Source organism: Affinundibacterium flavidum, from assembly GCF_014284175.1.
In the GTDB taxonomy this organism is placed as follows: Bacteria; Pseudomonadota; Gammaproteobacteria; order Burkholderiales; family Burkholderiaceae_D; genus Undibacterium; species Undibacterium flavidum.
Genome location: NZ_JACOGA010000027.1, coordinates 1 through 25755, shown reverse-complemented (window position 1 = coordinate 25755; position 25755 = coordinate 1). Strand labels below are relative to the sequence as shown.

Below are 25755 nucleotides of genomic sequence, written 5' to 3'. Positions count from 1 at the left end.
GAGTCATGCCTGAAATTATTCCCCTCTTAAATACTGGTGATAGTGCCAAACGTGTTGATATTGTTATCGTCGCGGAAGGTTATACGCAGGCTGAACGTGATAAATTTGTTGCTGATGCGAATACCTTTATTACTACGCTTCTAGGGCCTGAGAATGCGCGCCTAAATGCGCCTTTTTCAACGTATAAGGGATTGTTTAACGCCACTGCTCTATTTTTTGCTTCCGCACAATCTGGTACCGACCAGCCCACTAGCAATGTGGAAGTGAATACCTATTTCAATGCTAGTCAACATGGCAGCGATGGCCGATTATTGTATGGTGATGGCTATAAGGTCGAGACTGAGGTGCAGAGTGCACTGGCAACAAATGCGCATGAATTAGTGATCGTGTTGGTGAATACACCACTATATGGAGGCGCGGGCGGATCAATTGCTTGGGCTTCTGCAGGTGATCGTCGAGCCTCTGAGTTAGCTTTGCATGAAATCGGTCACAGTTTCGCAGGTTTGCAAGATGAATATGTCGATTCAGCTGTTGCCAGAGATTTTCCTTTGAGTGCATGGTCATTTCGTGAAAGTGCTCATGTGACTGATTCACTCAGTCGCATTCCATGGCAGGATTGGATGGGATATTCGGACGGTGAGTTAGGAGTAATCGGTACCTATGAAGGTGGATATTACCGATCAAGCGGAGTCTGGCGTGCAACTCAAAGCTCTAAAATGTTGTATTTGGATGTGCCATTTAATGCACCTGAAAAAGAAGCGTTTGCATTGAAATACTATCAGGCGATAGGCGACTACTTATCCGTGACGTCTAATTTCCCTGGATTTTATGCTCCAGTGACGCCGAATGATGCTCTGTTTTCATATACATGGAAGTATGCAGATAGTGTGCTCAGTACGACGACGCAAGCCAAGAGTTTTGATGCCTATGGCTATTCTTATGGCTCTTATAATTCCGCTACTGGCGTAACTTTGACGACCATCGACAATACCGGGACTATCCGAAAAAACTTGCTTAGTACGCAGCAAGTCGAAACGATTAATTTTGGTGATACCTTAAAACAAATCAATGCTGTGAACTACATGGTTAGCGGCAGTGATGCGAATCAAATTTTACGATTTGCTGACGGTGATAATTTGATTGAAATTCAAAATACACTATCCCCAAATAAAATTTATTTTGATGGTGGTGCAGGAAGAGATGTTTTGAAATTCTCCGAATCACTAAGTACCATCTCAAAATTGCATGTAGATCGCTTAGATAGTGGAACTTATTTGCTTGGCATGCAACAGCCGGCCACGTGGGCTGTGCGGAATATCGAAAATCTACAATTTCAGGATTTTTCGATCAATTTGAATATTCATCAAAATGCCCGCACGATTGATAAATCCAGCCTGAAGTCCTTAGAAGACCTGTATGTCGCATTCTTTAATCGTATTCCTGACGCTGATGGGCTAAATTATTGGATTGATCAGCTTAAGGCTGGCAAATCTCTGGTGAATATTGGTGATTTGTTCTATGGGGCCGCGTTGTCTACACCAGAACTAACTGGCTATAGCTCAGACATGACATCCGAAAAATTTGTCAATACCATCTACGTCAATGTGCTGGGACGATTGGATGGTGCAGACCCTGAAGGCTTGGCTTATTGGCAGGAGCAACTCAGTAGTGGTAAGGATACGCCTGGCAGCTTGGTGTATTCGATTTTGAATCTCGCCCATGGATTTAAAGGATCCTCCACGTGGGGCTGGGTTGCCGATCTGTTAGATAACAAAGCAGCGGTTGCAGAAAAATTTGCAGTTGATTGGGGATTGAACTATCTCAGTACGGAGACTTCCATAATTAATGGAATGGCAATTGCCGACTTGGTGACTGCCACGGACACGCAAGCTGCTTTGACTTTGATTGGCGTAACCGAAGGGCAAATTATTTTTGGGTGATTGCGCATAAGCTAGTGTTGCATTTGTTGAAGTAGTAGAAGCGAAAGGCCGCAAGAAACTGAACCCCAAAAATTAACTACCGATTTTTGGGGTTTTTTAATGTGCTTCTTTATTTTCTATGTGCTAATTGACTTAGATGCCTCTAATACGACCAACTTCTTGAAGTTGGCGACCATTATTTTCTTTAAATGCGATTATCAATTCGGATAAAAATCATATCAAATTTTGATTGTTGTAACTTTGAACACCGGTGGAGCTCGCGCTTCAGTGCTAGGTTGTGACAAATTGAGGATCCTTATGAATCTAGGTGGCGAATAACACGAAGTCTATATAAACCATCGGATCAACGTTAGATTAACTAAGAAATACTCTATTAAAAGCACAATCTTAAGTGCATTTTCCGAGCATCACCGATACGTCAATTTATGATGTAACTATAATTGTTCATTGCGAAATAATTCTTTACGTACCCTTAATTACTTATCTATGCCTACAAGAGCCTACTAGATTGATAAATTGGGCTTATGACGCGAAGCAACTTCAGTTTAATATTTCGTATGCGCCCGCTTTGATTTGAATTTCATCAATAGTAAATATGGCGACCTATTTCGTTTTGATCCATTCAATTGAATATTGATTGAGACGGAGCTCCATCTTCGCACCGCGTATCTAATGTAATTTAGGTAAATCTCTCGATAGCAAAATTTCACCTAGCCACTAGGTTTATTCGGGCGTGCGCGTATTTTTCTGACCTGCACACTGAATCGGCTCACATAGCGCAGGTGTGACAGGCCACCGAAGAATGACAAAATCTGTTCTTTTGAAGCCAATTGAAGTAAGTACTGATTTCGTTTGGCAGTTATTGTCCAGTTTGATCGACGTGGCCTTATTAATTTATAAATAATGCACAGCATGAGGTAAAGCTGCAATTGAGGTCAACGCGTGGCGACCAAATCTAGGGAGGAACTCAAGAAAAGAGCCAAGTGAAAAAGTTTTTGTAGCGAAAAGGTAATTTAACATGACATTTTTGTTGTCTTTAAAATCTATCGCAATCGAAAATACTATGTATATAAAATCATTTTTTTTGAAATTAACGATATTAATTTACCATTTTTAACGGTGTGCTTTGCAAGAACGAAAATGTGTTTGTTGAAACGTTAATTGATGGCAATTGGCAATAAATAGACATTTGAATAAAAATTTCAATTTAGCAACATGTTGTTTTTTTGCACGCGTTTAGATGGTTAAAAGTTGTATCAATTAGTTATTTTTGTAAAAGAGCTTCCTTCGAATTATTGGTTTAAAATTCAATAAAATTGAAATTTTCCGAATTTAAGACGGAATTTTTATTGAAATAGATGTGAAAATAAGGAGTTGACGAGAAAAAATATCAACTAAGGAGATATTTTTTTTATATATATCTGAGTTCGGTAAGACTTTGATTTTCTATGACTTTGGAATCAAATTGACAGCATGGAGCGAAAAGTGTTCTCATCTTGGAGCGAATTTTTTTTCATACTAATTGATTTTGATCCTATTAAATGCAATAAAATTTTCGCAACATGAGTCTCCTTGTGAACTCAATACATATTTTTGTTTGATTTAGCAAAAAGAGAGTGGCCGTATGTTCAGAGAAGTATCGATTTCGCAAGCGGACTCGTTATAACTTCAATAAAACATGGTATCTAGTTAATAAATTTAAAAGGTAATTACATGTCGAAAAGAAATATGATCTTCAAGAAGAATTTAGTCGCGCATGCATTGATGCTTGCGTTTGGTGCAGGTGTGATGACTGTTGGCGTAACACCTGCTGTTATGGCGCAATCTAGCGCAGCGGGTAACATTTTTGGTCAAGCTCCAGCTGGCTCAACTGTGTCTATCGTTAGTCCAGATACAGGTTTGAAGCGTACTGCTGTTGTTGATGCTAGTGGACGTTTTAACGTGACGGCAATGCCAATCGGTCGTTACAACGTTGAAATCTCTAGTGGCGGCAAAGCTTTAGGCACTACATTGGTTGAAGTTGTTGCTGGTCAAGGTGTAGATGCATCTGTGTCTTCAACTGCATCAGCAGGATCGACAGCTGGTGTGCAGTCAGTGCAAGTTACTGCACGCCGTACCAAAATCGATATTTCCAATACAAATAATGGTGCAACTTTTACAGCTCGTGAATTGGCGGCAATTCCGGTCGCAAAAAGCGTTTCAGCCATTATTCAATTGGCACCAAACACAACACGTGGCGATACACGCTATGCAGCGGGTGACAGCTTCGGTGGTGGCGCCCCTTCAGAAAACGCGTTTTACATCAATGGTTTCCCGGTTACAAACCCACTGACACAGTTGGGTGCATCAGAGTTGCCATTCGGTTCTATCGCGCAAGCTCAAGTATTAACTGGTGGCTTCGGTTCTGAATTTGGTCGCTCTGTAGGTGGTGTGGTTAACATCACAACTAAGAGTGGTACGAATAATTGGGAAGTTGGCGCGACAAGTACAATTCGCACCAATGCCATGAGTGCCCGTGCAAAAGATGGTTACTATGCAGTGACTGGTGATCCATTGAATAAATTGACCGACGGCAAACTACGTTTGAGCCGCCAAGACAATGAAAGTAACAGCACATTGTTAGGCGCCTATGTTGGTGGACCATTGATCAAAGATACTTTGTTCATGTTCTTGTCGGTTGAGCAAACAAAGACTAACACTGAAGGTGCGAATGCTGCATTCAACGGCTCCACTAAGACATCGTCTACAGGTTGGTTAGAAAACAAAAATACACAAAATCGTTTCTTAGGTAAATTTGACTGGAATATCAATGATGATCATCGCTTAGAATTGACGATGATTGGCGACGATTCCAAGTCTAAACAGAAAACCTATGATTACACTTTCTTGGACGCTAGTGGTACACCAGTTTACAAGCGCGGAAGTAAATTATTTTTAGATGCAGAATATCGTAATGATTCAGGTAATTCACCGACAGTTGGTGCTGATGTTAGCATCTTACGTTATGTTGGTAATTTAACTAATAATCTGACGATGACTATTTCTACTGGTCAAAGTAAATCTAACCACGCACAACTTTTTGTTGCCGGTGGCTCAAGTCTGCCTGCAACCGCAATTGGTGCAAATGCTCAGGTTACAGGTGTAACTTATCCAGCAAACCAAAACCCATTGAATTTCTCAATTAGCCCAAAAGGGGCTGCTGATGAAGTTAAATCTAGCCGCTTCGATCTTGAATATAAATTGGGTGACCACACTATTCGTGGTGGTTTGGACGTAAATAAACTGTCTTCAGTCAATGCTGGTCAAATTACACCAGCGGGTGCTTCTTATACTTACTTGTATATCAAACCACCTGCGAATGGCGGCTCTGTTGATTTGGGTGATGGACATCAATATGTATTAGCTGGTAAAGGTGGCTATGCACCACAGGGTTATTATGTACAGAAGACGGTTTTCTCCACATCAACTAGTGCAGCATCTGATCAATCTGCACAATACATCGAAGATAAATATCAAGTTACGAAGAACTTGTTAGTTACTGGCGGTTTGCGTTTCGAGACTTTCTCTAACCGCAATGGTGACAACGAAACATTTATCGAACAAAAGAACAAACTTGCTCCACGTCTTTCTGCAGCATGGGACGTTAATGGAGATGCAAGTTTCAAAGTATTCGGTAGTGCAGGTCGTTACCACGTACAGATTCCAACCAATGTAACAATCCGTGGTGCGAGTCGTGCAACTAATACTGTGCAATATTTCTCTTACACAGGTGTTGATGCAAACGCACAACCATTGGGCTTAGTGGCTTTGGGAGATCCAACTTCAGCGAACAATGAATTGGGTCAACGTAAAGATGCACGTACGATTTCTGCTACTAACATGGAACCAACCTTCCAAGATGAAATTACTTTGGGCTTCGAAAAAGCGTATTCACCAGAGTTCAATTTCGGTGTTAAAGGCACGATTCGTCAATTGAAAGCAACTGCTGATGACTGGTGTGATCAACGTCCAGTGGATGCTTGGGCATTGCGTAATAAAGTTGATACTTCACATTGGGACTATGGTCTGGGTTGCGTAATCATTAATCCAGGTAAAGATGTGGATCTGTTGGTTGATTTCACAAATGGAGATGGCAAAGTAGGTAAAACTTTGACACCAGTGCATTTGACAGCAGCTGAAGTTGGCCTGCCAAGAGCAACTCGTTTGTACAAAGCAATCGACGTGTTCGCAGAGCATCCGCTGCGTAATGGCTGGTATGGTAAAGTCAACTATACTTGGTCACGTAGCACAGGTACAACTGAAGGCCAAACTAACTCTGATACAGGTCAAGCTAACGTCAGTATTACGGCAGTTTGGGATTTTGCTGAGTTGATGCAATATGCAGATGGTTTGTTACCAAATAACCGTACTCATCAATTGAAAGCGTATGGCTTCTACCAATTGGCTCCGGAGTGGACAATGGGTGCTAACTTCTTGGCAGCGTCTGGTCGTCCTAAGAGTTGCTTAGGTCGTGGTCCTACAGCAGAAGCAATTGCTATGGGTTATGGTTCTGCATTCCACTACTGCAAAGATGCAAGCGGTAAAGCTCAACCAGCGCCACGTGGCTCTTTCGGTACTTTGCCAACCGACATGCGTCTGGATATGAACATCGTGTATAAACCAGCGATTTTGGACGGTATTGCTCTGAAACTGGACGTGTTTAATATTACAAACCGTCAAGTTGCTCAGCAAGTTGAAGAGCGTCGTGAAACAGCTGCAGGTATTCGTTCTGACTATGACCGTGTGATTAGCTACACAACAGCTCGTCGCGCAGCATTGACAGTTGAGTACAACAAGAAGTTCTAATTTATGTTGAGTGCCGTGAAACGTAATTTCGTTTGACGGAAGATGGTTGAGCTAGCTTAACCATCTACACATCTACATACTGAAAACCCTCGCCCTGTGCGAGGGTTTTTTGTGCGTGAAGCATAGACGTATTCCTAGCGATGAACATCTCTGCAGTGAGTTGGTGCTGTTTGGACTAGACTCGCTGCATGGAACGAAATTGAAATCAAGCCTAACTATTACAAGCCCGGAACTAAAGATTGATCAAACTAAATATGTATATCCGGCTGCAACATGAATGGCGTGAAGTCAATATCATTGAATGCACGGTAACAGTGTTCGCCTGATTGACGCGGTGCTCATGATCGCTTTGACTGACTTGGCGTGACTCGATGCTCTTTAGCCTGAATATCTCAACCCAACCAAAACTGATCCACGCGCCATCTTACATAGCCGCCGAATGCACTATGAGACTGGGACATGAATATTGCGGTGGCAGTTCGGGTGAATATGCTAAATGAATTGGATAAATGCTGGAATTATCAATTTCCGATGATCTCGGATGTGAGTTTTAACTTTCTTTGCTTTGCTTGCGACGTGAAGGATCAAAGTAAAAAAGAGCTGAGGTGTTTCCTTCAGTGAACTTGCGATGAGATCGCAAGAATTAAAATATCATGTAGTTCTTGCTGGAAGCGATTGATACCTGTGCTTGGCAACCAGCTATCTCAACGGCAGTATAGTCATCGGATATTGTCAGCGTCATCATGAGTGGATGATATTTTCAATGAGATGCGCGTAGCAACTGACTAGCTACTACGCGCACGATTGAGCGCTTTGGATGCAGAAAATCGGTGGTTTATCCAACTGCCGATTGTTCAGCGTTATCAATCAAGTCAGTAGTAGCTTCGCTCTGGAAGACAGCTAAGTCAGTTTCGCCCAAAATTTTACTGGTAAGTGTGCCTGCAACTATCGACCCACTCACATTCAATGCAGTTCTTCCCATATCAATTAGTGGTTCAATAGAAATGAGTAAGCCCGCCAGAGCTACGGGTAAGTCTAATGAAGACAAGACGATCAGTGCAGCAAAAGTTGCACCGCCGCCGACTCCTGCAATGCCTATGGATCCAATGGCAATGATGCCGACCAAAGACGCTATGAAAGAAAATGTCATTGGATCGATTCCAACTGATGGCGCAATCATGAACGCTAGCATGGCGGGATAGATTCCTGCGCAACCATTTTGACCCATCGTCGCACCAAAAGAAGCGGCGAAATTGGCGATTCCTTCGGGTGTTCCTAAGCGTTGATGTTGAATCTGTACACTCATGGGAATCGCACCAGCGCTGGTGCGTGAAGTGAAAGCAAAAACTAACACAGGGAAGATTTTTTGCAGGTATTTTTTAGGGTTGAGTCCACAGCCTGTGACAATACCCAAATGTACCGCAAACATAATGAGAATTGCAGCATAAGACGCTAATACAAAATTAATCAGATTGAAAATATCGTCGCGATTCGACTTTGCAACTACTTGTGTGATCAAAGCAAAAACGCCATACGGCGTAAGACGCAAAATGAGTGTGACTAAGCGCATCACTATGGTCTGAGCGACTTCAATAAAGTGACTAAACGATTTAAAAATTTCAGGTTTTTTGTCGGCGATACCAGTTGCCGAAATGCCGATCAGAATTGCAAAGATCACTACCGCAATCGTGGAAGTTTTACGCGCTCCTGTCATATCGAGGAAGGGATTTTCTGGAATAAAGCTAAGTAACATGCCAGGCAAGCTAATCGCTTTTGCACTCGCAAGAGTACTTTCAAGGTATTGTCCGCGTGCAAATTCTACTGTCGTAAAATTGAGACCTAAGGTGGTTAGTCCAAACAACTTGGCCATAAAGAAGCCAATGAGCGCAGCGATTATTGTCGTAGTGAGTAAGGTGCTAATGGTAAGTGTGCTGATTTTACCTAAGGAACTAACATTTTTTAGCTTCAGAATGGCTCCGATAATTGATACCAGAATCAAAGGAATGACGATCATCTGTAGTAGCTTCACATAGCCAGTGCCAACTATGTCGAGATACGTATTTGTACTACTGATAATTGGCGAATCATTCCCATAAAAATATTGAAATGCGGCTCCTAATAATATCCCTAGACCTAATCCGGCAAACACGCGCTTAGAGAATGAAAAATGTCTATTTTGCAGCCAATACAATCCGCCACAGATACAGACAGCGACACTCAGGTTGATGATCAAGGGGAGAATTGGAATGCTCATTGATGTGCTTTTATAGATTGATGGGAGTGGGCATTCTAGCCCATAAACTTGATCAGATGCTACGTAGAATTTGTTGTTTGTTTATTCGGAAGCTTGCGAAAGAAAGCGTCGCTCTTGATTTAGCCCGGGGGCATTTTCTCAGCGAAATTAAGGAGGTTTTGAAATGCAGCACTGAAGTAAAGCTCATAGCTATCCTTTTCGACATAACCAAGATGCGGAGTTAACAACACATTTTCTTTACCGAGCAAGGAGTGCTTGGTACCTATTGGCTCGTTTTCAAACACGTCGATCGCAGCAAAACCTGGATGTCCCTGCGTCAAGGCCTGTTCGAGGGCATCGGTTTGGATGAGCTCGGCACGACTAGTGTTGACGAATAGTGCATCTTCCTTCATGGTCAGTAAATCATCTAAGTGTACGCAATGGCGAGTGTCATCATTGAGACGTAGGTGAAGAGAAATGATGTCAGAAGATTCAAAAAACTGTCGCTTGGAATCACATGCATTAAAACCATCTGTGATTGCTTGTTGGCGACTAATTTCACTTCCCCAGACCTGAATCGTCATTCCAAAAGCTTGAGCGAATTGAGCCACCAAGCGCCCTATACGACCATAGCCCCAGATCCCTAACCGGCGCCCTTTTAAAACTCGGCCTAAGCGGTTGTGCTGTGGGTAAAGGGATGCCGTCTGCCAGACACCATCTTGCAGTAGTTGTGTGTATTGCGGGATCTTTCTTGAGGACGCCATAATCAGAGCCCAGGCCAGCTCTGCTGGTGCAGTTGGGTCACCCACGCCCTCCACTACTGTAATGCCAAATTCCTTGGCGGCGATAAGATCGACATTCCCAGAAACTTTTCCAGTTTGAGAAATGAGCTTGAGATTCGGTAATTTACTAAGCAACGCACGATTCAGCATCGTTCTTTCACGAATTAATACCAGTGCATCGAAGGGAGCCAGACGTATGGCAAGTTGCCCGAGCCCCACGGCACGGTTATTAAAGACTTTGACCTCGTGTTCATGCAACATTCGAAAACAATCGAGGTCACGTACGACGTCTTGATAATCATCTAAGATCGCTATCTTCATTTGGCTGGTCTTTATGGTTTTAGTAAGTATATTTTCAAAAACAATTCCATTTTGACATGAATTGTGACGTAAAGTTCGCCAGATCGCGGCAGGTCGGTGTAGAATACGCTGCACGTAGCTTTTTGAATCTTCCGTTCCGTGCTTCTTTACCGGGCGAAAGCTTGGATCTCAGACCCCTTCTTTACCTTGTCTGTCTTCCTGATTCCGACAAAAAATGCCGCTATCGTGCTAGTTGTGTTGGAGCTCAGACTGGAACCAGAATAATACCAGTTGCTCACATTACTTGCCTCCCTAGCCGTTCTTGCCGTGCCGCTACACCGATTTTTTTATTGAAATGGCATTGGAGTTAGTATTATGAATCAACCTAGCATGCAAGGTGTTGCAGCACTCAATGTGCCCGCACACGTCAAGCACCAAAAATTAATTAATTGGGTCGCCGATATGGTGGCGCTCACTAAACCGAGTCAGGTTTATTGGTGCGATGGTAGTCAAGAAGAATATGACCGCTTATGCGCTCAAATGGTCGCCGCTGGCACCATGAAAAAGCTGAACGAAGCGAAACGTCCAAACAGTTATCTGGCTTGTTCCGATCCATCGGATGTGGCGCGCGTCGAAGATCGCACGTATATCTGCTCAGAAAAACAAGAAGATGCAGGTCCAACCAATAACTGGATGGCACCAGCAGAAATGCGTCAGACTTTAAATCCTTTATTTGATGGTTGCATGCAAGGTCGCACCATGTATGTAGTGCCATTTTCGATGGGCCCATTGGGTTCACCGATTGCACATATCGGTGTGGAATTGTCTGACTCACCGTATGTTGCAGTCAATATGCGCATCATGACCCGTATGGGTAAGGCCGTGTTTGATGTGTTAGGTACAGACGGCGATTTCGTACCTTGCGTACACACAGTTGGCGCGCCTTTAGCTGCAGGTCAAACAGATGTGGCTTGGCCATGCAATACCACCAAATACATTGTGCATTATCCAGAAACGCGTGAAATCTGGTCTTTTGGTTCTGGTTACGGTGGCAATGCCTTATTGGGCAAAAAGTGTTTCGCCTTGCGTATTGCTTCGACTATGGGTCGCGACCAAGGCTGGTTGGCTGAACACATGTTAATTCTGGGCGTGGAATCACCAGAAGGTAAAAAACATTATGTGGCCGCGGCATTCCCTTCCGCTTGTGGCAAAACCAATTTTGCGATGTTGATTCCGGCTATCAAAGGCTGGAAAGTGACTACTATCGGTGACGATATCGCTTGGATCAAACCAGGTGCGGATGGTCGTTTGTATGCGATCAATCCTGAAGCGGGATATTTCGGTGTCGCACCAGGTACGAATACGGCAACCAACTCCAACTGTATGTCGTCGTTGACTGCGAATACCATTTTCACGAATGTTGCTTTGACCGATGATGGCGATGTATGGTGGGAAGGCATGAGCAAGCAAGCACCAGAGCATGTGATTGACTGGCAAGGCAAAGACTGGACTCCAGAAATCGCTAAAGAAACGGGACGTAAAGCAGCGCATCCTAACGCGCGTTTTACCGTCGCAGCTACGCAGAATCCTGTACTCGATCCTGCCTGGGATGATCCGGCTGGTGTACCAATTTCTGCCTTCATTTTTGGCGGTCGTCGTTCGACTACAGTGCCTTTGGTCACTGAAGCGCGCAATTGGGTCGAAGGCGTGTACATGGCAGCGACTATGGGTTCTGAAACGACTGCTGCTGCGGTTGGTCAACAAGGCGTGGTGCGTCGTGATCCATTCGCCATGTTGCCGTTCATGGGTTACAACATGAGCGACTATTTCCAGCACTGGTTGAACATGGGCGAAAAAATTGCGGCACTGGGCGCGAAACAACCCAATATCTATTGCGTGAACTGGTTCCGCACGGATGCTAACGGCAAATTCGTATGGCCTGGTTTCGGCGATAATATGCGTGTCTTGAAATGGATGTTAGAGCGTATCGATGGCGCGACGACTGGGGCAGAAAATGTCTTTGGTATTAGCCCGAAATACGAAGATTTGACGTGGGACGGTTTGCATTTCACTTCAGAACAATTTGATCTAATCACCTCCATCGATAAAGATGCATGGAAAGCAGAATTAGATTTGCATACAGAATTGTTCGATAAATTGAAATATCGTTTGCCTGCAGCCTTAGAAGCAACGAAGGCGACTTTAGCGAGTCGTTTAGCTTAATTTTTTGAGGTATTTATGAAAAAGCGCGACACGATGCTCATCGTGTCGCGCTTTTTTTGTGCATCGCAACCATTTTGCTTAAATCTGGGATAATCTTGTCTTTCATCCCCATCTCCATTGCTTAAGCGGAAAGGCTGCTGATGAATTTCCTGACCTTAGATCTGAATTTGCTACGTGTGTTTGATACCGTGATGGTTGAGCAAAATCTGACTCGCGCCGCTGATAAATTAGCGATGACCCAACCGGCTGTTTCTAATGCCATCAAACGTCTGCGTTATTCCTTAAATGATGAACTCTTGATTCGCACCGCGTATGGCGTCAAGCCGACTCCGCGCGCGGAGATTTTATGGCCATCAATCCGCGAGGCCTTATCAACTCTTGAAGCAGCGATTGCGCCAACTAGTTTTGATCCCTCTAAAGCGGTTGCAACTTTCCGGATGGCGATGGCGGACTCGACCGCGGCATTATGGATGCCCACCTTGATTACCGCATTTGAGCGTGAAGCACCGCATATGAATGCACGTATGGTGCCATTGACGACACGTGAGCCAAGGCCATTATTAATTCAGGGGGACATCGATATTGCGGTTGGTTTTTTCCCCGGCGTCGTGGCGCAACTTTCTGGCGGTCAAGGCGCAGCTCGTAGTCCGATCCGGCATGAGCGTTTGTATTCGGGGCATTATGTCTGTGTGATGAGCAAAAATCATCCGCTTGCCAGTCAGGAATTAACGTTGGATAACTATTGCGCAGCGAATCATTGTCTGGTTAGTTTTTCTGGCCGTGCGCATGGTCTGATCGATGATGAGCTGATGACAATGGGGCGTGAGCGACGAATCTTACTCACCGTGAACCAATTTTTTACGGGTGGAAAAGTGGTAGCAAATTCGGATTTGTTGACTGTGTTGCCGTTTCACTTTATCGCCTCAACGGGTATGAGTGATTCTTTGGTGTGGAAGGAGCTTCCATTTGAAACGCCTGATGTTCACGTTGATATGTTATGGCACGAGCGTGACGCGCGTAATCCAGCGCATAAATGGTTGCGCGACCATTTTGTGAATATGACGCATGAAATGTTCGCGCCCTTGGCTGAGATGAAGAAGTCTGGTAATCCCATTTAAATTGATTGAGTGAATGACACATTATGTTTACAGGTATTGTACAAGGTGTTGCAAGCATCAAAAAAATCCATGATCGGACAGGATTGCGGACCATACAACTAGCATTCCCTGAAGGTTTTGATCACCAATTGGAGATCGGTGCCAGTGTGGCGACAGATGGCGTCTGCCTAACGGTTACCAGACTATTCGACAATGCCGCAGAATTTGACATCATGCAGCAGACTTTAGCGATTACTACCCTTGGTAGCTATGCAGAGAATGCGCAGGTTAATGTAGAGCGTGCGGCCAAAGAGGGCGCTGAAATTGGTGGGCATCCGCTATCTGGTCATGTTGATTTTGTTGCGCAGCTCGTGCAGATTCGTCAATTGGAGAATAATTACGTGCTCCGTATTGCGGTGTCAAAGGTGTGGATGCCGTATATTTTTGCGAAGGGGTATATCGCAATTAATGGTGCGAGTTTGACGATTGCAGAAGTCAATCGGGATGAGCATTGGTTTGAGGTTTGGCTGATTCCTGAGACCTTGCGCATGACGGTGTTCGGGCAAAAGCAAGTAGGAGCGATGCTGAATATCGAGATCGAGAGACAGACTCAAGTAGTGGTTGATACGGTGCGTAGCATGTTGCAAGAAATGCTGGGACCATTGATGCCAGCCTTGGATGCTTTATTGGCGCAACAGGGGAAATCGATACAAGATGTGCTGCCCAAGTAGATAAGTCTACATATAATCTCTATGGATGAAATGGGTTTTCCATACGCGATGTAAAGGACATTAATCCTTATTCTTGAAATGGTGCGCAACCCAGGCGCAGATTGCGGTGATCAGACTTACCAACACGACGATAATCCAAAAACCATTATCATTTTGTGCCCATGGAATCCCGCCGACATTCATTCCCATCAAACCAGTGGTGATGTTGATTGGCAGGGCGAGTACTGTGACGATGGTCAATACAAATAAGGAGCGATTATTTTGCTCGCCCACATGGGCAGCGACTTCTTCTTGTAATAAGCGGATGCGCTCTTGCAAGGATGCCATATCACTTAAGACCACAGAGAACTCTTCCGTGGATTGCCGCAATTCATGAACATCATTGTCAGCCATCCAGGCAGGTGGTTTTTGTAGCAAGCGAAATAGTGCTGCAGGTTCTGGTGCTAAGAGCCGTTGCAGACGTACCAATAAGCGACGTAATTCACCGAGATTGGCGCGTTTTCTGCTAAGGCGTTCCGCTAACAAGTGGTCTTCAACTTCATCTATTTTAGTGGTCGCATCTCTGACGATACCTGTTAAGACATCCGCCTGATCGCGCAGTAAGTGTGTCAGTAACTCCATCGTCGAATGGAAAATTTCTCCAGTATTGACCGCATTGCGTAAATGATCGACTGATTTGAGTGGCTTGCGACGTGCACTGATCATGATGCCATGGCTGACATGCAGCCATAACGTTGCCATTTCTGAAGGGTCAAAACTGAAATCGTGAAGCACATCATTGATGACTGCGATTAAATGCTGGTCAGCGTGTTCAATCCGTGTTGAACGGGATCCCTGATGTAGGGTTTCATAAAATTCTTCGGGCGACTGACTATTTTCGCGTAACCACCTTTCAGTTGAGGCATTCGCCAAGTTGAAGTGCAGCCATAGAAAATGAGATGGTTCCAGTTTTTGTGATTGATTTAAATAATGTAATACCTCGGTGGTGCGTACAGCTTTACCTGCATCCTCCCCAGTAAACAGATATCCACAAATTAACCCCGATTGGTCGGAACCATACTGCAAGTGTTCTTTATTCATAGACTAGTCTGTATGTGGGTATAGCAGGCTATTGTAAGTGTTTTACATGATATGAATATGACAGCGCCTGCAAAAATGTGGCGATCGGGGGGCGAAACCGAAAGGTCTTCGATTAAGGCTGAAATACCTGACCAGCTTTTAGTGGAAATCCCTGCAAAAAATCTTGTGCTGGCAAACGCTTACCACCGGGTTTTTGTAATTCAAGCACACGTAATACGGATTGACCATTATCACAGGCGATTAATACACCTTGCTGTCCGGATGCTTCGATGATAGTGCCGCTGGTGGCGCTAGTTCCTCCATGGTTGACTTCCGCACGCCAAAATTTAATCGTGGTGCCGTCTATGCTGGCATGTGCAGCAGGAAAAGGATTGAAGGCGCGAATTTTGCGAGCTATGATTTCTGCACTCAAATTGAAATTAATCGCGGCTTCTTCTTTACTAATTTTAGCCGCGTAACAGACACCTTGTTCTGGCTGCACTGTAGCGTCTAGTGAACTTGATTTTAATTTCTGTAGCGCTTCAATGATCATCTCGCCACCTAATGCCGCCAACTTGTCATGCAAACTGCCGGTGCAGTCTTGACTATCAATAGGAATGGCGCGCTTCAATAACATAGGTCCAGTATCTAAACCTTCTTCCATTTGCATAATGGTGATGCCTGTTTCGGCGTCACCCGCTTCAATCGCACGATGTATCGGTGCAGCACCGCGCCAGCGAGGCAATAAGGAGCCATGGATATTGATGCAACCTAAACGCGGAATGTTCAGACAGGATAAAGGTAATATCAGGCCGTAAGCGGCCACCACCATAATGTCGTGTGGCGTATTGCGCAGTAAGTCATGTGCTTCTTGAGCAATTTCAGGATATTTTCCATCCAGTCGCAAAGAGATCGGCTGTGCGACGGGAATTTGATGCGCCAATGCTAGCTGTTTCACCGCTGAAGCATGCATTTGCATGCCGCGCCCAGCAGGGCGATCTGGCTGAGTTAATACCAACGGCACATCAAAACCCGCATCAATAATGGCCTTCAATGCGGTAGCGGCGAACTCAGGTGTGCCCGCGAAAATGACTTTCATCGGCGATTAGCCTTTTTGCTGATTTCGCGTTCTTCTTTGAGCATCTTGGTCTTGATGCGATTGCGTTTCAAAGGTGATAAATATTCGACGAAGACTTTGCCTTTTAGATGATCCATTTCATGTTGAATGCAGACGGCCAATAAGCCATCAGCATGCATTTCAAAGGCTTTGCCGTCCAGATCTAAGGCGCGTACTTTAACTTCTGCCGGACGTTCAACTCCATCGTAGACACCCGGTACAGACAAGCAGCCTTCATCGTAAACCTTGCGTTCTGCGCTTTCCCAAATAATTTCAGGATTAATAAAAACGCGTAGTTCAGAATTGTCCTCTGAGGTATCGATAACAACTAATTGTTCGTGTACATCGACTTGGGAGGCGGCGAGTCCAACGCCAGGAGCGTCGTACATGGTTTCGGCCATATCGGCAGCAAGCTTTTTCAAGCGTTCGTCAAAAACGGTGACTGGCTTAGCAATTTTGTGTAAGCGAGGATCGGGATAGCGGAGAATATTTAATATTGACATAAGACAATTCACAACAAGCTAGAGGCGCTGCGCGGGTGTCGCATTTCACTTTTTGGGGGATATAAAAAACATCTTTCACGCGAAATCTTTTCAGTGACTCCACGCAATAGCTTGCTATCGTCGCGGTCAACTTTTTGATTCAATATGAAATCCTTTGTTTTTATATGACTCAATCTACGTGAAACACTACACTAGAATGCGGTTTCTCTTGCTAGTTCAAGGATTTATGGGCAGAATTTGATTCAAATTGGTAAGTTTGGCAAGAGCCTATACCCCACAAGAAGTTAATAAGATTTACTTCGGTAGAGCAAAGTGGCCAGCCATTCCCTAGAATCAGCGACCTGCATCGGAAAATTTCATGAAAAAGTTTAGCACAATCGCCCTCGCTTTTGCCTTTCCTCTCGCGGTTTCTGTGCCCGCACTTGCGCAAGAAGGGGTAAAAACACCGCCGCCAGCCTTAAGCAGCAAATGCAATTTCTTGCCAGACGCCCCGGATAAGCATGTGGTTGTGAAGGGCGATACTCTGTGGGGAATTTCTGGGAAATTTTTGCAAAACCCATGGTGTTGGCCTGAAGTATGGGGTATGAACAGGGAAGAGATTCGTAATCCGCACTGGATTTACCCTAAGCAAATCGTGTATTTCGATCGTGTGAACGGTCGTTTGCGTTTAGCCAATCCGGTAGAAGAAAGCGTGTCGGGTATTACTAAGCTTAGTCCGCAAACGCGTAGTGTCACCAATGGCGGATTGGATGCGATTTCTGCGATTCCCAATAATCTGATTGAACCATATTTGTCGCAGCCGTTGATTATCGAAAAAGATGAATTCGCTACTGCACCACGGATTGTGGCTGCACCTGAAGGCCGTGTGTATATGGGTAAGGGTGACAAGATTTATGTAAGAGGTGATCTAAAGAATGGCACGTCTTTCCAAGTATTTCGCCCTGGCACTGCATTGAAAGATCCAGACACACAGGCGATTATTGGTTATGAAGCAGTTTACATCGGTGCTGTAAAGTTAGAGCGCACTGCCAAAACGGAAGATGGCGTGGACTCTTTTAATGTAGTCACGTCCAAAGAGGAAATGGGTATAGGCGATCGTTTAGTACCAATTCCTCCTACGCCTATTATTAATTATGTTCCACATGCACCGGAGCAGGAAGTAAAAGCACGCGTCGTGGCAGTCTATGGCGGAGTCAGTTTTGCTGGTCAAAACAATATCATCAGTATCAATCGCGGCGCTAGTTCTGGAATAGATATTGGTACCGTATTAGAGTTGGGGCGTTACGGCAAAATCGTGCCAGATCGCACAAATGACAAAAAGCCTATTCGATTGCCTGATGAAATGTATGGTCAGCTATTTATTTTCCGAGTATTTAAGAATATTTCCTATGGTTTGGTCATGCAGGTTACCGACGTCGTGAGTGTTGGCGACATAGTGCGGACTCCAGAAAAGTAATTGGCTTGGAACGGCGATTGAATTCAAATAAAGATGATCAAGATTGGCATGACTGGTTACGCCTATCTGTGACTAAGGGAGTAGGTAACGAGAAGGCACGCAAACTGTTAGGTGTATTTGGTTTGCCTGCACAAATATTTCAAGCGAGTCTAAGACAATTGCTTGAGCATGTACCTGAAAAGCTTGCGTGCGCTATCTTGGCGCCACCAGATGATAGCTTCTACAGGCAAATTGAGCTGACTGCTGCGTGGTTGGATGTTCCTGGCAATTATTTGCTTAGTCTAGCTGACGCCGATTATCCGCAAAACTTACTCACCATTCCTGACCCTCCAATACTTTTGTACGTGAAGGGACGGCTCGATCTATTGAGCGCACAGACAATTGCAGTGGTGGGGAGTCGTAATGCTACCGCACAAGGTGTGGCGAATGCCGAGAAATTCTCCGAGTCCTTAAGTCAAGCGGGACTATGTATTAGTTCAGGATTGGCAGCGGGTATCGACACTGCTGCACATGTCGGTGCCCTCAAAGGTATTGGCTCCACAATTGCGGTTATCGGTACCGGTGCTGATATAGTTTACCCTGCACGGAACAGGCAACTTGCGCATGTGCTCGCTGAAAAAGCTTGTTTGGTTAGTGAGTATCCGCTCGGAATGCCCGCGATTGCCGCAAATTTTCCTCGCCGTAATCGAATTATTTCTGGCTTGGCGCAAGGTGTATTAGTCGTAGAGGCCGCCGCCCAGTCAGGCTCATTAATTACTGCCAGAATGGCTGCGGAACAAGGACGCGACGTATTCGCCATTCCAGGCTCTATTCATTCGCCGTTGGCAAAAGGATGCCATTTGCTGATCAAGCAAGGAGCCAAGCTAGTCGAATCGGCGCAGGATATCTTGGACGAAATCCGGATTCCTAATTCAATGTCGAGCGTACAAACATCGACAGTCGCGCCGCAGATAGATGTTGAGACTAACAAGTTACTGACGATTATCGGGTATGATCCGGTGCATATCGACGTACTAGCGATGCGTAGTGGTGATAATGTCATGACATTGTCAGCACAATTATTAGATTTGGAGTTGCAGGGACAGATTGAAACGCTACCTGGAGGATTAATCCAGCGTGTTAGTTAAAGTTAACTTGAGCATAATGCCTTGAATTAGGTACTGCAAAAATCCCTGACCGTCATGAATGAAGTGTATGTTTGATATTTTAGTTTACCTGTACGAAACCTATTACCGCCCCGATACCTGCCCAGATTCGATCGCTCTGGCGAAAAAGCTATCGGCGGTAGGATTTGATGACGATGAAATTATTGCAGCAATCGACTGGCTGAGAGGTTTGGCCGATATCACTAACCGTCTTGCTGTGGATAATGACGATGCGCCGATTGATGCGTCGATTCTAGTTCTCAGTCAGGGCTTTCGGGTTTATACAGAAGAAGAAAGTAGTATTCTCGGACCAGAGGCAATTGGTTATTTACACTATTTGCAAGATAATAAAATGTTGGACGCTCAGCAACGTGAAGTTTTGGTTGAGCGCGCCATGGCTGTCGATGAAGCACCTTTAAGTTTATCGAAATTCAAAGTTATTGTGTTAATGATACTTTGGAGCCAGGGGCGCGAGTCAGAAATGATGATGTTTGATGAATTGTTGTTGACGGAAGGCGAGATTGACCCGCGTTTATTGCATTAATATTTGACAAAATTGATGCTTTATTTGTGGCAATTACTGTGCTTCTATTGCCGTAGTTGATTCATTCCGTTTATTATTCCCCGCTGATATATAGCATTTCCCTTGTTGTTGCAGGCAAAATTGGCAGTCTTATCGATTTTTGTCGCAACAATTGCATAACAAGATTATAAAAAACGAAACCCCATATGACTAAAACCCTCATCATCGCCGAGAAGCCCTCGGTTGCGAATGACATCGCAAAGACCTTGGGTGGGTTCACCAAACACGACGATTATTTTGAATCTGATGACTATGTTTTGTCTTCGGCGGTAGGTCATTTGTTGGAAATCGCAGTTCCGGAAGAATACGATGTTAAGCGAGGCAAGTGGACTTTTGCGCACTTGCCCATGATACCGCCGCATTTTGCATTAAATCCAATTGCGAAAACGGAATCGCGGCTTAAAGTGCTAAACAAACTGATTAAGCGTAAAGATGTCTCCGCGCTCATTAACGCATGTGACGCGGGGCGCGAAGGTGAATTGATTTTCCGTTTGATCGCGCAGCATGCTAAAGCCAAACAACCGGTTAAGCGTTTGTGGCTGCAGTCGATGACCGCAGATGCGATTCGTAGCGGGTTTAAGAAATTACGTAGCGACGAAGAAATGCTGCCATTGGCCGATGCAGCCCGTTGCCGCTCTGAGGCGGATTGGCTGATTGGTATCAATGGCACCCGGGCGATGACTGCGTTCAATTCAAAAGAAGGCGGATTCTATTTAACCACGGTCGGGCGTGTGCAAACACCGACTCTATCCATTGTGGTTGAGCGCGAAGAAAAAATTAAGAATTTTGTATCTCGTGATTTTTGGGAAGTGCGTGCGGAATTCGTCTGTGCTGCCGGGATTTACGAAGGTCGTTGGTTGGATCATCAATTTAAGAAAGATGAAGTCGATCCAGAGAAAAAAGCTGAGCGCCTGTGGAGCAAGGCAGCGGCCGAATCTATCGTTGCGGCTTGTCGCAATAAGCAGGGAAGTGTGACCGAAGAGTCCAAGCCCGCAACACAAATGGCTCCAGCCTTGTTTGATCTGACTAGTTTACAGCGTGAAGCCAACTCTAAATTTGGCTTCTCAGCAAAAAACACCTTAGGTTTGGCGCAAGCCCTCTACGAAAAACACAAGGTATTAACTTATCCGCGTACTGATTCACGTCACCTGCCAGAGGACTATTTGCCTACGGTAAAAGAAACCGTGAGCAAGATTAGTGAAATCAACAATTTCCAACAATTTGCCGCAAAAATTCTGAACAATAATTGGGTCAAGCCGAATAAACGTATTTTTGATAATACGAAAATCAGTGATCACTTTGCGATTATTCCAACCGGACATTTGCCAAAAAACCTATCTGAGCCTGAGCAAAAGCTTTATGACTTAGTGACACGTCGCTTTATGGCAGTGTTTTTCCCCGCGGCTGAATACCAAGTGACGACACGAATCACCGAGGTTTCTGGACATCAGTTCAAGACCGAAGGCAAAGTGATGACTAATCCTGGCTGGCTGGCGATTTACGGCAAAGAAGCGCAAGACGAAACCGATCCTGAAAATAAAGGTAATTTGGTTGCAGTCGCAAAAGGCGAAAAAGTGAAGACGGAGAAAGTCTTCTCAAATGGCTTGGTAACAAAACCGCCAGCGCGTTACTCAGAGGCGACTTTGCTGTCCGCCATGGAAGGTGCTGGTAAATTAATTGATGACGAGGAATTGCGCGAAGCGATGTCCGGCAAAGGTTTGGGCACACCAGCAACACGTGCCGCCATTATTGAAGGCCTGCTCTACGAAAAGTATTTATTGCGTGAAGGCCGCGAATTAATTCCTACCGCTAAAGCATTTCAGTTGATGACCCTGTTGCGTGGTTTAGGCGTAGATGAATTGACCTCGCCTGAATTAACCGGTGAATGGGAAAATAAGCTGGCGCAGATGGAGCGCGGCAAAATCACCCGCGACGAATTCATGCGAGAAATCGCACAAATGACACAGATTATCGTCAAGCGTGCGAAAGAGTTTAACAACGATACAATTCCTGGTGATTACGCAACCTTGCACACACCTTGCCCAAATTGTGGTGGCGTGGTGAAAGAAAATTATCGCCGCTTCGCTTGTACGAAGTGCGAATTCTCCATGAGTAAAACGCCAGGTAGTCGTCAGTTTGAAATCGCTGAAGTGGAAGAGTTGCTGCAAAAACGTGAAATTGGTCCATTGCAAGGTTTCCGTTCGAAGATGGGGCGACCGTTTGCCGCAATCTTGAAAATCGTACGCGATGAAGAAATTAAAAATTTAAAACTGGAATTTGATTTTGGACAAAATCAAGATGAAGGTGATGACGGTGAAGATCATGATTTCTCACAGGCAGAGCCACTCGGCGCCTGCCCTAAATGCGGTAGCCATGTCTACGAATTAGGTCTGGCTTATGTGTGTGAGAAAAGTGTTGCTAAGCCAAAAGCCTGCGATTTCAGAAGCGGACGGATAATTTTGCAGCAAGAAATTTTGCCAGAACAAATGCGCAAATTGTTGGTCGAAGGCAAAACAGATTTATTGCCAGGGTTTATTTCTCAACGCACCCGTCGACCATTTAAGGCTTTCTTGGTTCGTGGCAAAGATGGTAAAACAAGCTTTGAATTTGAAGAGCGTAAAGCGAAAGCTCCCGCTAAAACATCTGCCAAGGCTGCCGTAAAAGAGAAGGCAGGCACGGAAGTTGAAGCGCCAGTAAAAAAAGCAGTCGCTAGAAAAAAGAAAACGAGTTAATTTAGTTACAAAAATTTTTCTTATTGAGGAGCTTGTTTGAACAAGGATCGTATGGATCAGAGTGTGTTGTTAACTAATGCTCGTGCTGAATTCATGCGCAGTTTCACTGAGGCTATGCAACGCACTTTACCGCGTTGCATAGAAGACTGTTTTGTGAAAGCTGACGATACTTATTCCTCGCTCGAGCAAGGCCGGCTGCTGGATGCACGAACTGTATTGGTCGAACAAAGGCCAAACATCCTCCAGCAAATGACTAATAGCATGGATCATTTGCTAGCACGAAGTTTCAAAACGACTTACAACACTTATCGTCCATCCGCCAATTTTAATACTGATAGCCTAACCTTAATTGATCCAACTGCCTTTGAAGGGGGCTTGCGATTAGAGGAAATTACCAGCAGGTTTCGCAGTGAAGCAGAAGATCAACTAAGAGATCTGAACATTCGCATCGCCCTGATTTTTGAGCAAGAAGTGACGAATGAGCGCGAAAATCCATTTCGCCCTTATCTCTTTTCGCGTTGCATCTCAACTACTGTTGATGGTCTTAGCGTCAATCCAAGTTTGGTTGATACGCTGGTTGAAAGGATTGCCGACAACTTTCTCAGTTTTGTTCCAACAATTTATTCCGCGGTTAATACCTACCTGGCGCAAAATGGCATTGCCGCCCAACTGCAACTGAAAATTCGTAAATCACCAACCGCACCGATGCCGCATGGCGCCGGTGCTAGCGAGACGTCTCAAGCTGAAGAGTCCGCCAATTCGGAATTCAACGAAGAGCAAGAGAATTCTGCTCAACCGCAAAAGCGAAGCAGTCAATTTGAGCAGTTTTTCAGTTCGGCGTTGAATCGAGCGTCGAATTTGATATCAGGAGCGAAACCGACGCAATCTCAGTCGCAATCTCAACCTCAATCCGAAACCGGTGAAAACAGTGGAATTACGCAGTCACAGTCACGTGCTGCGGAAAGTGATTTTCATCATGCCGCGACAGGTCCATTTTCATGGCTCAAAAATGGTGAATTGGTTGGTGATGCGATTAGGGGTTTCTTTGGTGGAAATGCCGCGTCCCGTTCGGTCGGGGGAAATGCGGGCGCCAATTGGGATAATTCTGAGCATCCGCAAAATTCTGCTTTCGGAAATTACACGCAAGATGAAGTTACACAGATTCCGGCAGACTCTGAATATGGTTCAAGTTCATCGGAATCCCGTGCCTCAGTTGGCCAGGGCCAATTGTCGGGCGCCATACCTGATTTCCAAAGAACTTTGACGCCTTCGGGCGCTGAGATGTTTGATGGGCGAGGAGGAGTGCGAAATCTGATTTTAGAGCAGAGAACCGCTTTAAATGAATTGACGTCAAACATCAATGAAAAAATGACGATAGATATCGTCGCCATGTTGTTTGAATTTATTTTGCGTGATACCCAGGTTCCGGCTGAAATCCGCGCTCAGCTAGGGAGGCTTCAATTCTTAGTGTTGAAGTTAGCCTTAAAAGATACGAGCCTGCTAACTCAAAAAGGACATCCTGCGCGTTTGTTGGTCAATCGCATAGGCTCAATTTCCCTTGGGTTAAAGCAAATTGACCCTACTGGCGTTGAAATCACCAAAGAAATTTGTCGGATCGTTGAAACGTTACTGCAGGATGAAAGTGAGAATCCACAAATATTTTCGCGGATGCTCGATGAGTTTGATGTATTTATTGCGCGCGAATTGCGTGCCGGCAATACCGGCACAGAAAGTGCCATCGAAGGTGCTGAACAAGTAAGAAACCGTACTCTGCGTTTCGCACATACTTCGGCGCAATTGCATGAAGCCTTGCTGGATTTGACGATAGATCCGTTTTTGCAAAATTTCTTTGAGACTGTTTGGGTATATGTCTTGGAGTTGGCGGATAGGGAAGATGTTAAGCGTGCGCACCGTCTTCGTCTTTTGGTTCCCGATTTGTTGTGGAGCATCATTCCCAAGTCAAATGAGGAAGAGCGAGCGCAATTGCTGGCGCTTTTGCCTATCATTTTAAGAACCCTGAAAGAGGGAATGGCGAGCATACAGTGCGAACCAGCGATACAAGAAGAATTAATGAACTGGTTAGTTGATGCCCACACAAAATCGATGCGTCTCAACCATAACAACACGCAGCAGAAGCAGGCATCCTTATCTGTCATTCACCAGCATTTTAATAATTTCTTCGCAGATCCAGATCTGGATAATTTCACGGCATTAGAAAATCCAGATCGTTCCGATGTGAATAAGTTCTTGGATGATGCGATCAAAGAATTAGATATCCGTGTGCAATTGTTGGATCAAGTGGTCGTCGATGAGTTGCCTTTAGATAGCGCCGAAGTCAATTTGCCGATAAGAGACCTGAGTGTCGATCCCGTCATGGAGCAACTGAAAGCGGGTGTCTCGGTAGAAATTAATTTGGGCGGGGAGCCAGGACAAGGTACGTTGAATTGGATTGATCCAGCCTTGACCAATTTAATTTTGACATTAGAGGGGCAAGAGCAACCATCTATGTTGAGCGTAAGGATGTTTCGGCGCATGATTGCTCATGGGCGTGTGAAGTTTTTGGAAACGGAGCCACTATTTGAACGTGCCGTTCAGTCCCTATTGAAGTCGGCCGATGTCGGTGACGTCGGCAAGCTAGCATAGACCGCATCATCTCTATAGGTTGTAAGCTGATTTCGTACGAACAGTAGTCTTGGAAGAAGTATAAGAAGCCATTCCGCATATGACTTGCGGAATGGCTTTTGTTTTGCTATAGTTCGCCTCCCGCAGAAATGCGGGGATGAAATAAGAAGTAATGCAAGGGTAATGCGTTGATTTTCTGATGTTTAAATCGAGAGAGTAGGAAGCGATTTAAATGAAATGTAAAGCAGGGGGTTGACGAGAATTTAGAAGTGCTGCATAATCTCGTTTCTCTGCTGCTGACGAACACAACGCTTCGTAGCAAAAACAAAATCCTTCGGGTGAGTTTGAGTAGAAAAGAATAAGATCTTTAACAATTAACAGTCAATA

Annotated in this window: 15 protein-coding genes; 10 read left to right on the top strand and 5 right to left on the bottom strand. The window is 44.8% G+C overall.

Annotated features, from left to right (window positions below; genetic code table 11):
- Positions 1-5 precede the first annotated feature (5 nt).
- Both H8K55_RS20315 and H8K55_RS20310 read left to right on the top strand, forming a co-directional pair.
- A complete protein-coding gene (locus H8K55_RS20315; protein ID WP_186943947.1) occupies positions 6-1940 on the top strand; it encodes a M64 family metallopeptidase in 1935 nt (644 codons plus the stop codon).
- 1713 nt (positions 1941-3653) lie between these two features.
- Positions 3654-6785, top strand: a complete 3132-nt coding sequence (locus H8K55_RS20310; protein ID WP_186943945.1) for a TonB-dependent receptor — start codon at positions 3654-3656, stop codon at positions 6783-6785.
- Positions 6786-7620: 835 nt separating this feature from the next.
- Here H8K55_RS20310 and H8K55_RS20305 read toward each other — a convergent pair.
- Together H8K55_RS20305 and H8K55_RS20300 are read right to left on the bottom strand one after the other, a co-directional pair.
- Positions 7621-9039, bottom strand: coding sequence for an L-cystine transporter (locus H8K55_RS20305; RefSeq protein WP_186943943.1), 1419 nt, complete (start codon positions 9037-9039; stop codon positions 7621-7623).
- A gap of 119 nt (positions 9040-9158) precedes the next feature.
- Entirely contained in the window at positions 9159-10121 is a 963-nt protein-coding gene (locus H8K55_RS20300; RefSeq protein WP_186943941.1) for a D-2-hydroxyacid dehydrogenase family protein, read from the bottom strand.
- Positions 10122-10475: 354 nt separating this feature from the next.
- On the opposite strand from H8K55_RS20300, the gene H8K55_RS20295 reads away from it, so the two are divergent.
- The 3 genes from H8K55_RS20295 (at position 10476) to H8K55_RS20285 (ending at position 14151) form a co-directional block, all read left to right on the top strand.
- Positions 10476-12323 (top strand): phosphoenolpyruvate carboxykinase (GTP), encoded by a 1848-nt coding sequence (locus tag H8K55_RS20295; RefSeq protein WP_186943939.1) that lies wholly within the window; start codon positions 10476-10478, stop codon positions 12321-12323.
- A 140-nt stretch (positions 12324-12463) separates the two neighbouring features.
- Positions 12464-13441, top strand: a complete 978-nt coding sequence (locus H8K55_RS20290) for a LysR family transcriptional regulator (RefSeq protein WP_186943937.1) — start codon at positions 12464-12466, stop codon at positions 13439-13441.
- Between the two features lie 23 nt (positions 13442-13464).
- On the top strand, positions 13465-14151 hold the full coding sequence (locus H8K55_RS20285; RefSeq protein ID WP_186943935.1) for a riboflavin synthase subunit alpha: 687 nt from the start codon (positions 13465-13467) through the stop codon (positions 14149-14151).
- Positions 14152-14211: 60 nt separating this feature from the next.
- On the opposite strand, the gene H8K55_RS20280 is transcribed toward H8K55_RS20285, so the two are convergent.
- The 3 genes from H8K55_RS20280 to def form a co-directional block, all read right to left on the bottom strand.
- Positions 14212-15231, bottom strand: a complete 1020-nt coding sequence (locus H8K55_RS20280) for a transporter (protein WP_186943933.1) — start codon at positions 15229-15231, stop codon at positions 14212-14214.
- 112 nt (positions 15232-15343) lie between these two features.
- A complete protein-coding gene (gene fmt / locus H8K55_RS20275; RefSeq protein WP_186943931.1) occupies positions 15344-16309 on the bottom strand; it encodes a methionyl-tRNA formyltransferase in 966 nt (321 codons plus the stop codon).
- On the bottom strand, positions 16306-16830 hold the full coding sequence (gene def / locus H8K55_RS20270) for a peptide deformylase (RefSeq protein ID WP_186943929.1): 525 nt from the start codon (positions 16828-16830) through the stop codon (positions 16306-16308). The genes fmt and def overlap by 4 nt, the downstream gene beginning before the upstream one ends.
- Positions 16831-17188: 358 nt before the next feature.
- On the opposite strand from def, the gene H8K55_RS20265 reads away from it, so the two are divergent.
- The 5 genes from H8K55_RS20265 (at position 17189) to H8K55_RS20245 (ending at position 25389) form a co-directional block, all read left to right on the top strand.
- Positions 17189-18286: a LysM peptidoglycan-binding domain-containing protein gene (locus H8K55_RS20265; protein WP_186943927.1), complete on the top strand. Its 1098-nt coding sequence runs from the start codon at positions 17189-17191 to the stop codon at positions 18284-18286.
- Between the two features lie 17 nt (positions 18287-18303).
- A complete protein-coding gene (gene dprA, locus H8K55_RS20260; RefSeq protein ID WP_222612559.1) occupies positions 18304-19413 on the top strand; it encodes a DNA-processing protein DprA in 1110 nt (369 codons plus the stop codon).
- Positions 19414-19480: 67 nt separating this feature from the next.
- Positions 19481-19975, top strand: coding sequence for a Smg family protein (locus tag H8K55_RS20255; protein WP_186943925.1), 495 nt, complete (start codon positions 19481-19483; stop codon positions 19973-19975).
- A gap of 185 nt (positions 19976-20160) precedes the next feature.
- Positions 20161-22746, top strand: coding sequence for a DNA topoisomerase III (locus tag H8K55_RS20250; protein ID WP_186943923.1), 2586 nt, complete (start codon positions 20161-20163; stop codon positions 22744-22746).
- Positions 22747-22782: 36 nt separating this feature from the next.
- Entirely contained in the window at positions 22783-25389 is a 2607-nt protein-coding gene (locus tag H8K55_RS20245) for a DUF1631 family protein (RefSeq protein WP_186943922.1), read from the top strand.
- Positions 25390-25755 lie beyond the last annotated feature (366 nt).

Coding starts and splice junctions, on each gene's coding strand:
- H8K55_RS20295 (WP_186943939.1), top strand. CDS start 10,476: ATGAATCAACCTAGCATGCAAGGTGTTGCAGCACTCAATGTGCCCGCA.
- H8K55_RS20265 (WP_186943927.1), top strand. CDS start 17,189: ATGAAAAAGTTTAGCACAATCGCCCTCGCTTTTGCCTTTCCTCTCGCG.
- def (WP_186943929.1), bottom strand. CDS start 16,830: ATGTCAATATTAAATATTCTCCGCTATCCCGATCCTCGCTTACACAAA.
- H8K55_RS20290 (WP_186943937.1), top strand. CDS start 12,464: ATGAATTTCCTGACCTTAGATCTGAATTTGCTACGTGTGTTTGATACC.
- H8K55_RS20280 (WP_186943933.1), bottom strand. CDS start 15,231: ATGAATAAAGAACACTTGCAGTATGGTTCCGACCAATCGGGGTTAATT.
- H8K55_RS20310 (WP_186943945.1), top strand. CDS start 3,654: ATGTCGAAAAGAAATATGATCTTCAAGAAGAATTTAGTCGCGCATGCA.
- H8K55_RS20250 (WP_186943923.1), top strand. CDS start 20,161: ATGACTAAAACCCTCATCATCGCCGAGAAGCCCTCGGTTGCGAATGAC.
- fmt (WP_186943931.1), bottom strand. CDS start 16,309: ATGAAAGTCATTTTCGCGGGCACACCTGAGTTCGCCGCTACCGCATTG.
- H8K55_RS20300 (WP_186943941.1), bottom strand. CDS start 10,121: ATGAAGATAGCGATCTTAGATGATTATCAAGACGTCGTACGTGACCTC.
- H8K55_RS20285 (WP_186943935.1), top strand. CDS start 13,465: ATGTTTACAGGTATTGTACAAGGTGTTGCAAGCATCAAAAAAATCCAT.
- H8K55_RS20305 (WP_186943943.1), bottom strand. CDS start 9,039: ATGAGCATTCCAATTCTCCCCTTGATCATCAACCTGAGTGTCGCTGTC.
- H8K55_RS20315 (WP_186943947.1), top strand. CDS start 6: ATGCCTGAAATTATTCCCCTCTTAAATACTGGTGATAGTGCCAAACGT.
- H8K55_RS20255 (WP_186943925.1), top strand. CDS start 19,481: ATGTTTGATATTTTAGTTTACCTGTACGAAACCTATTACCGCCCCGAT.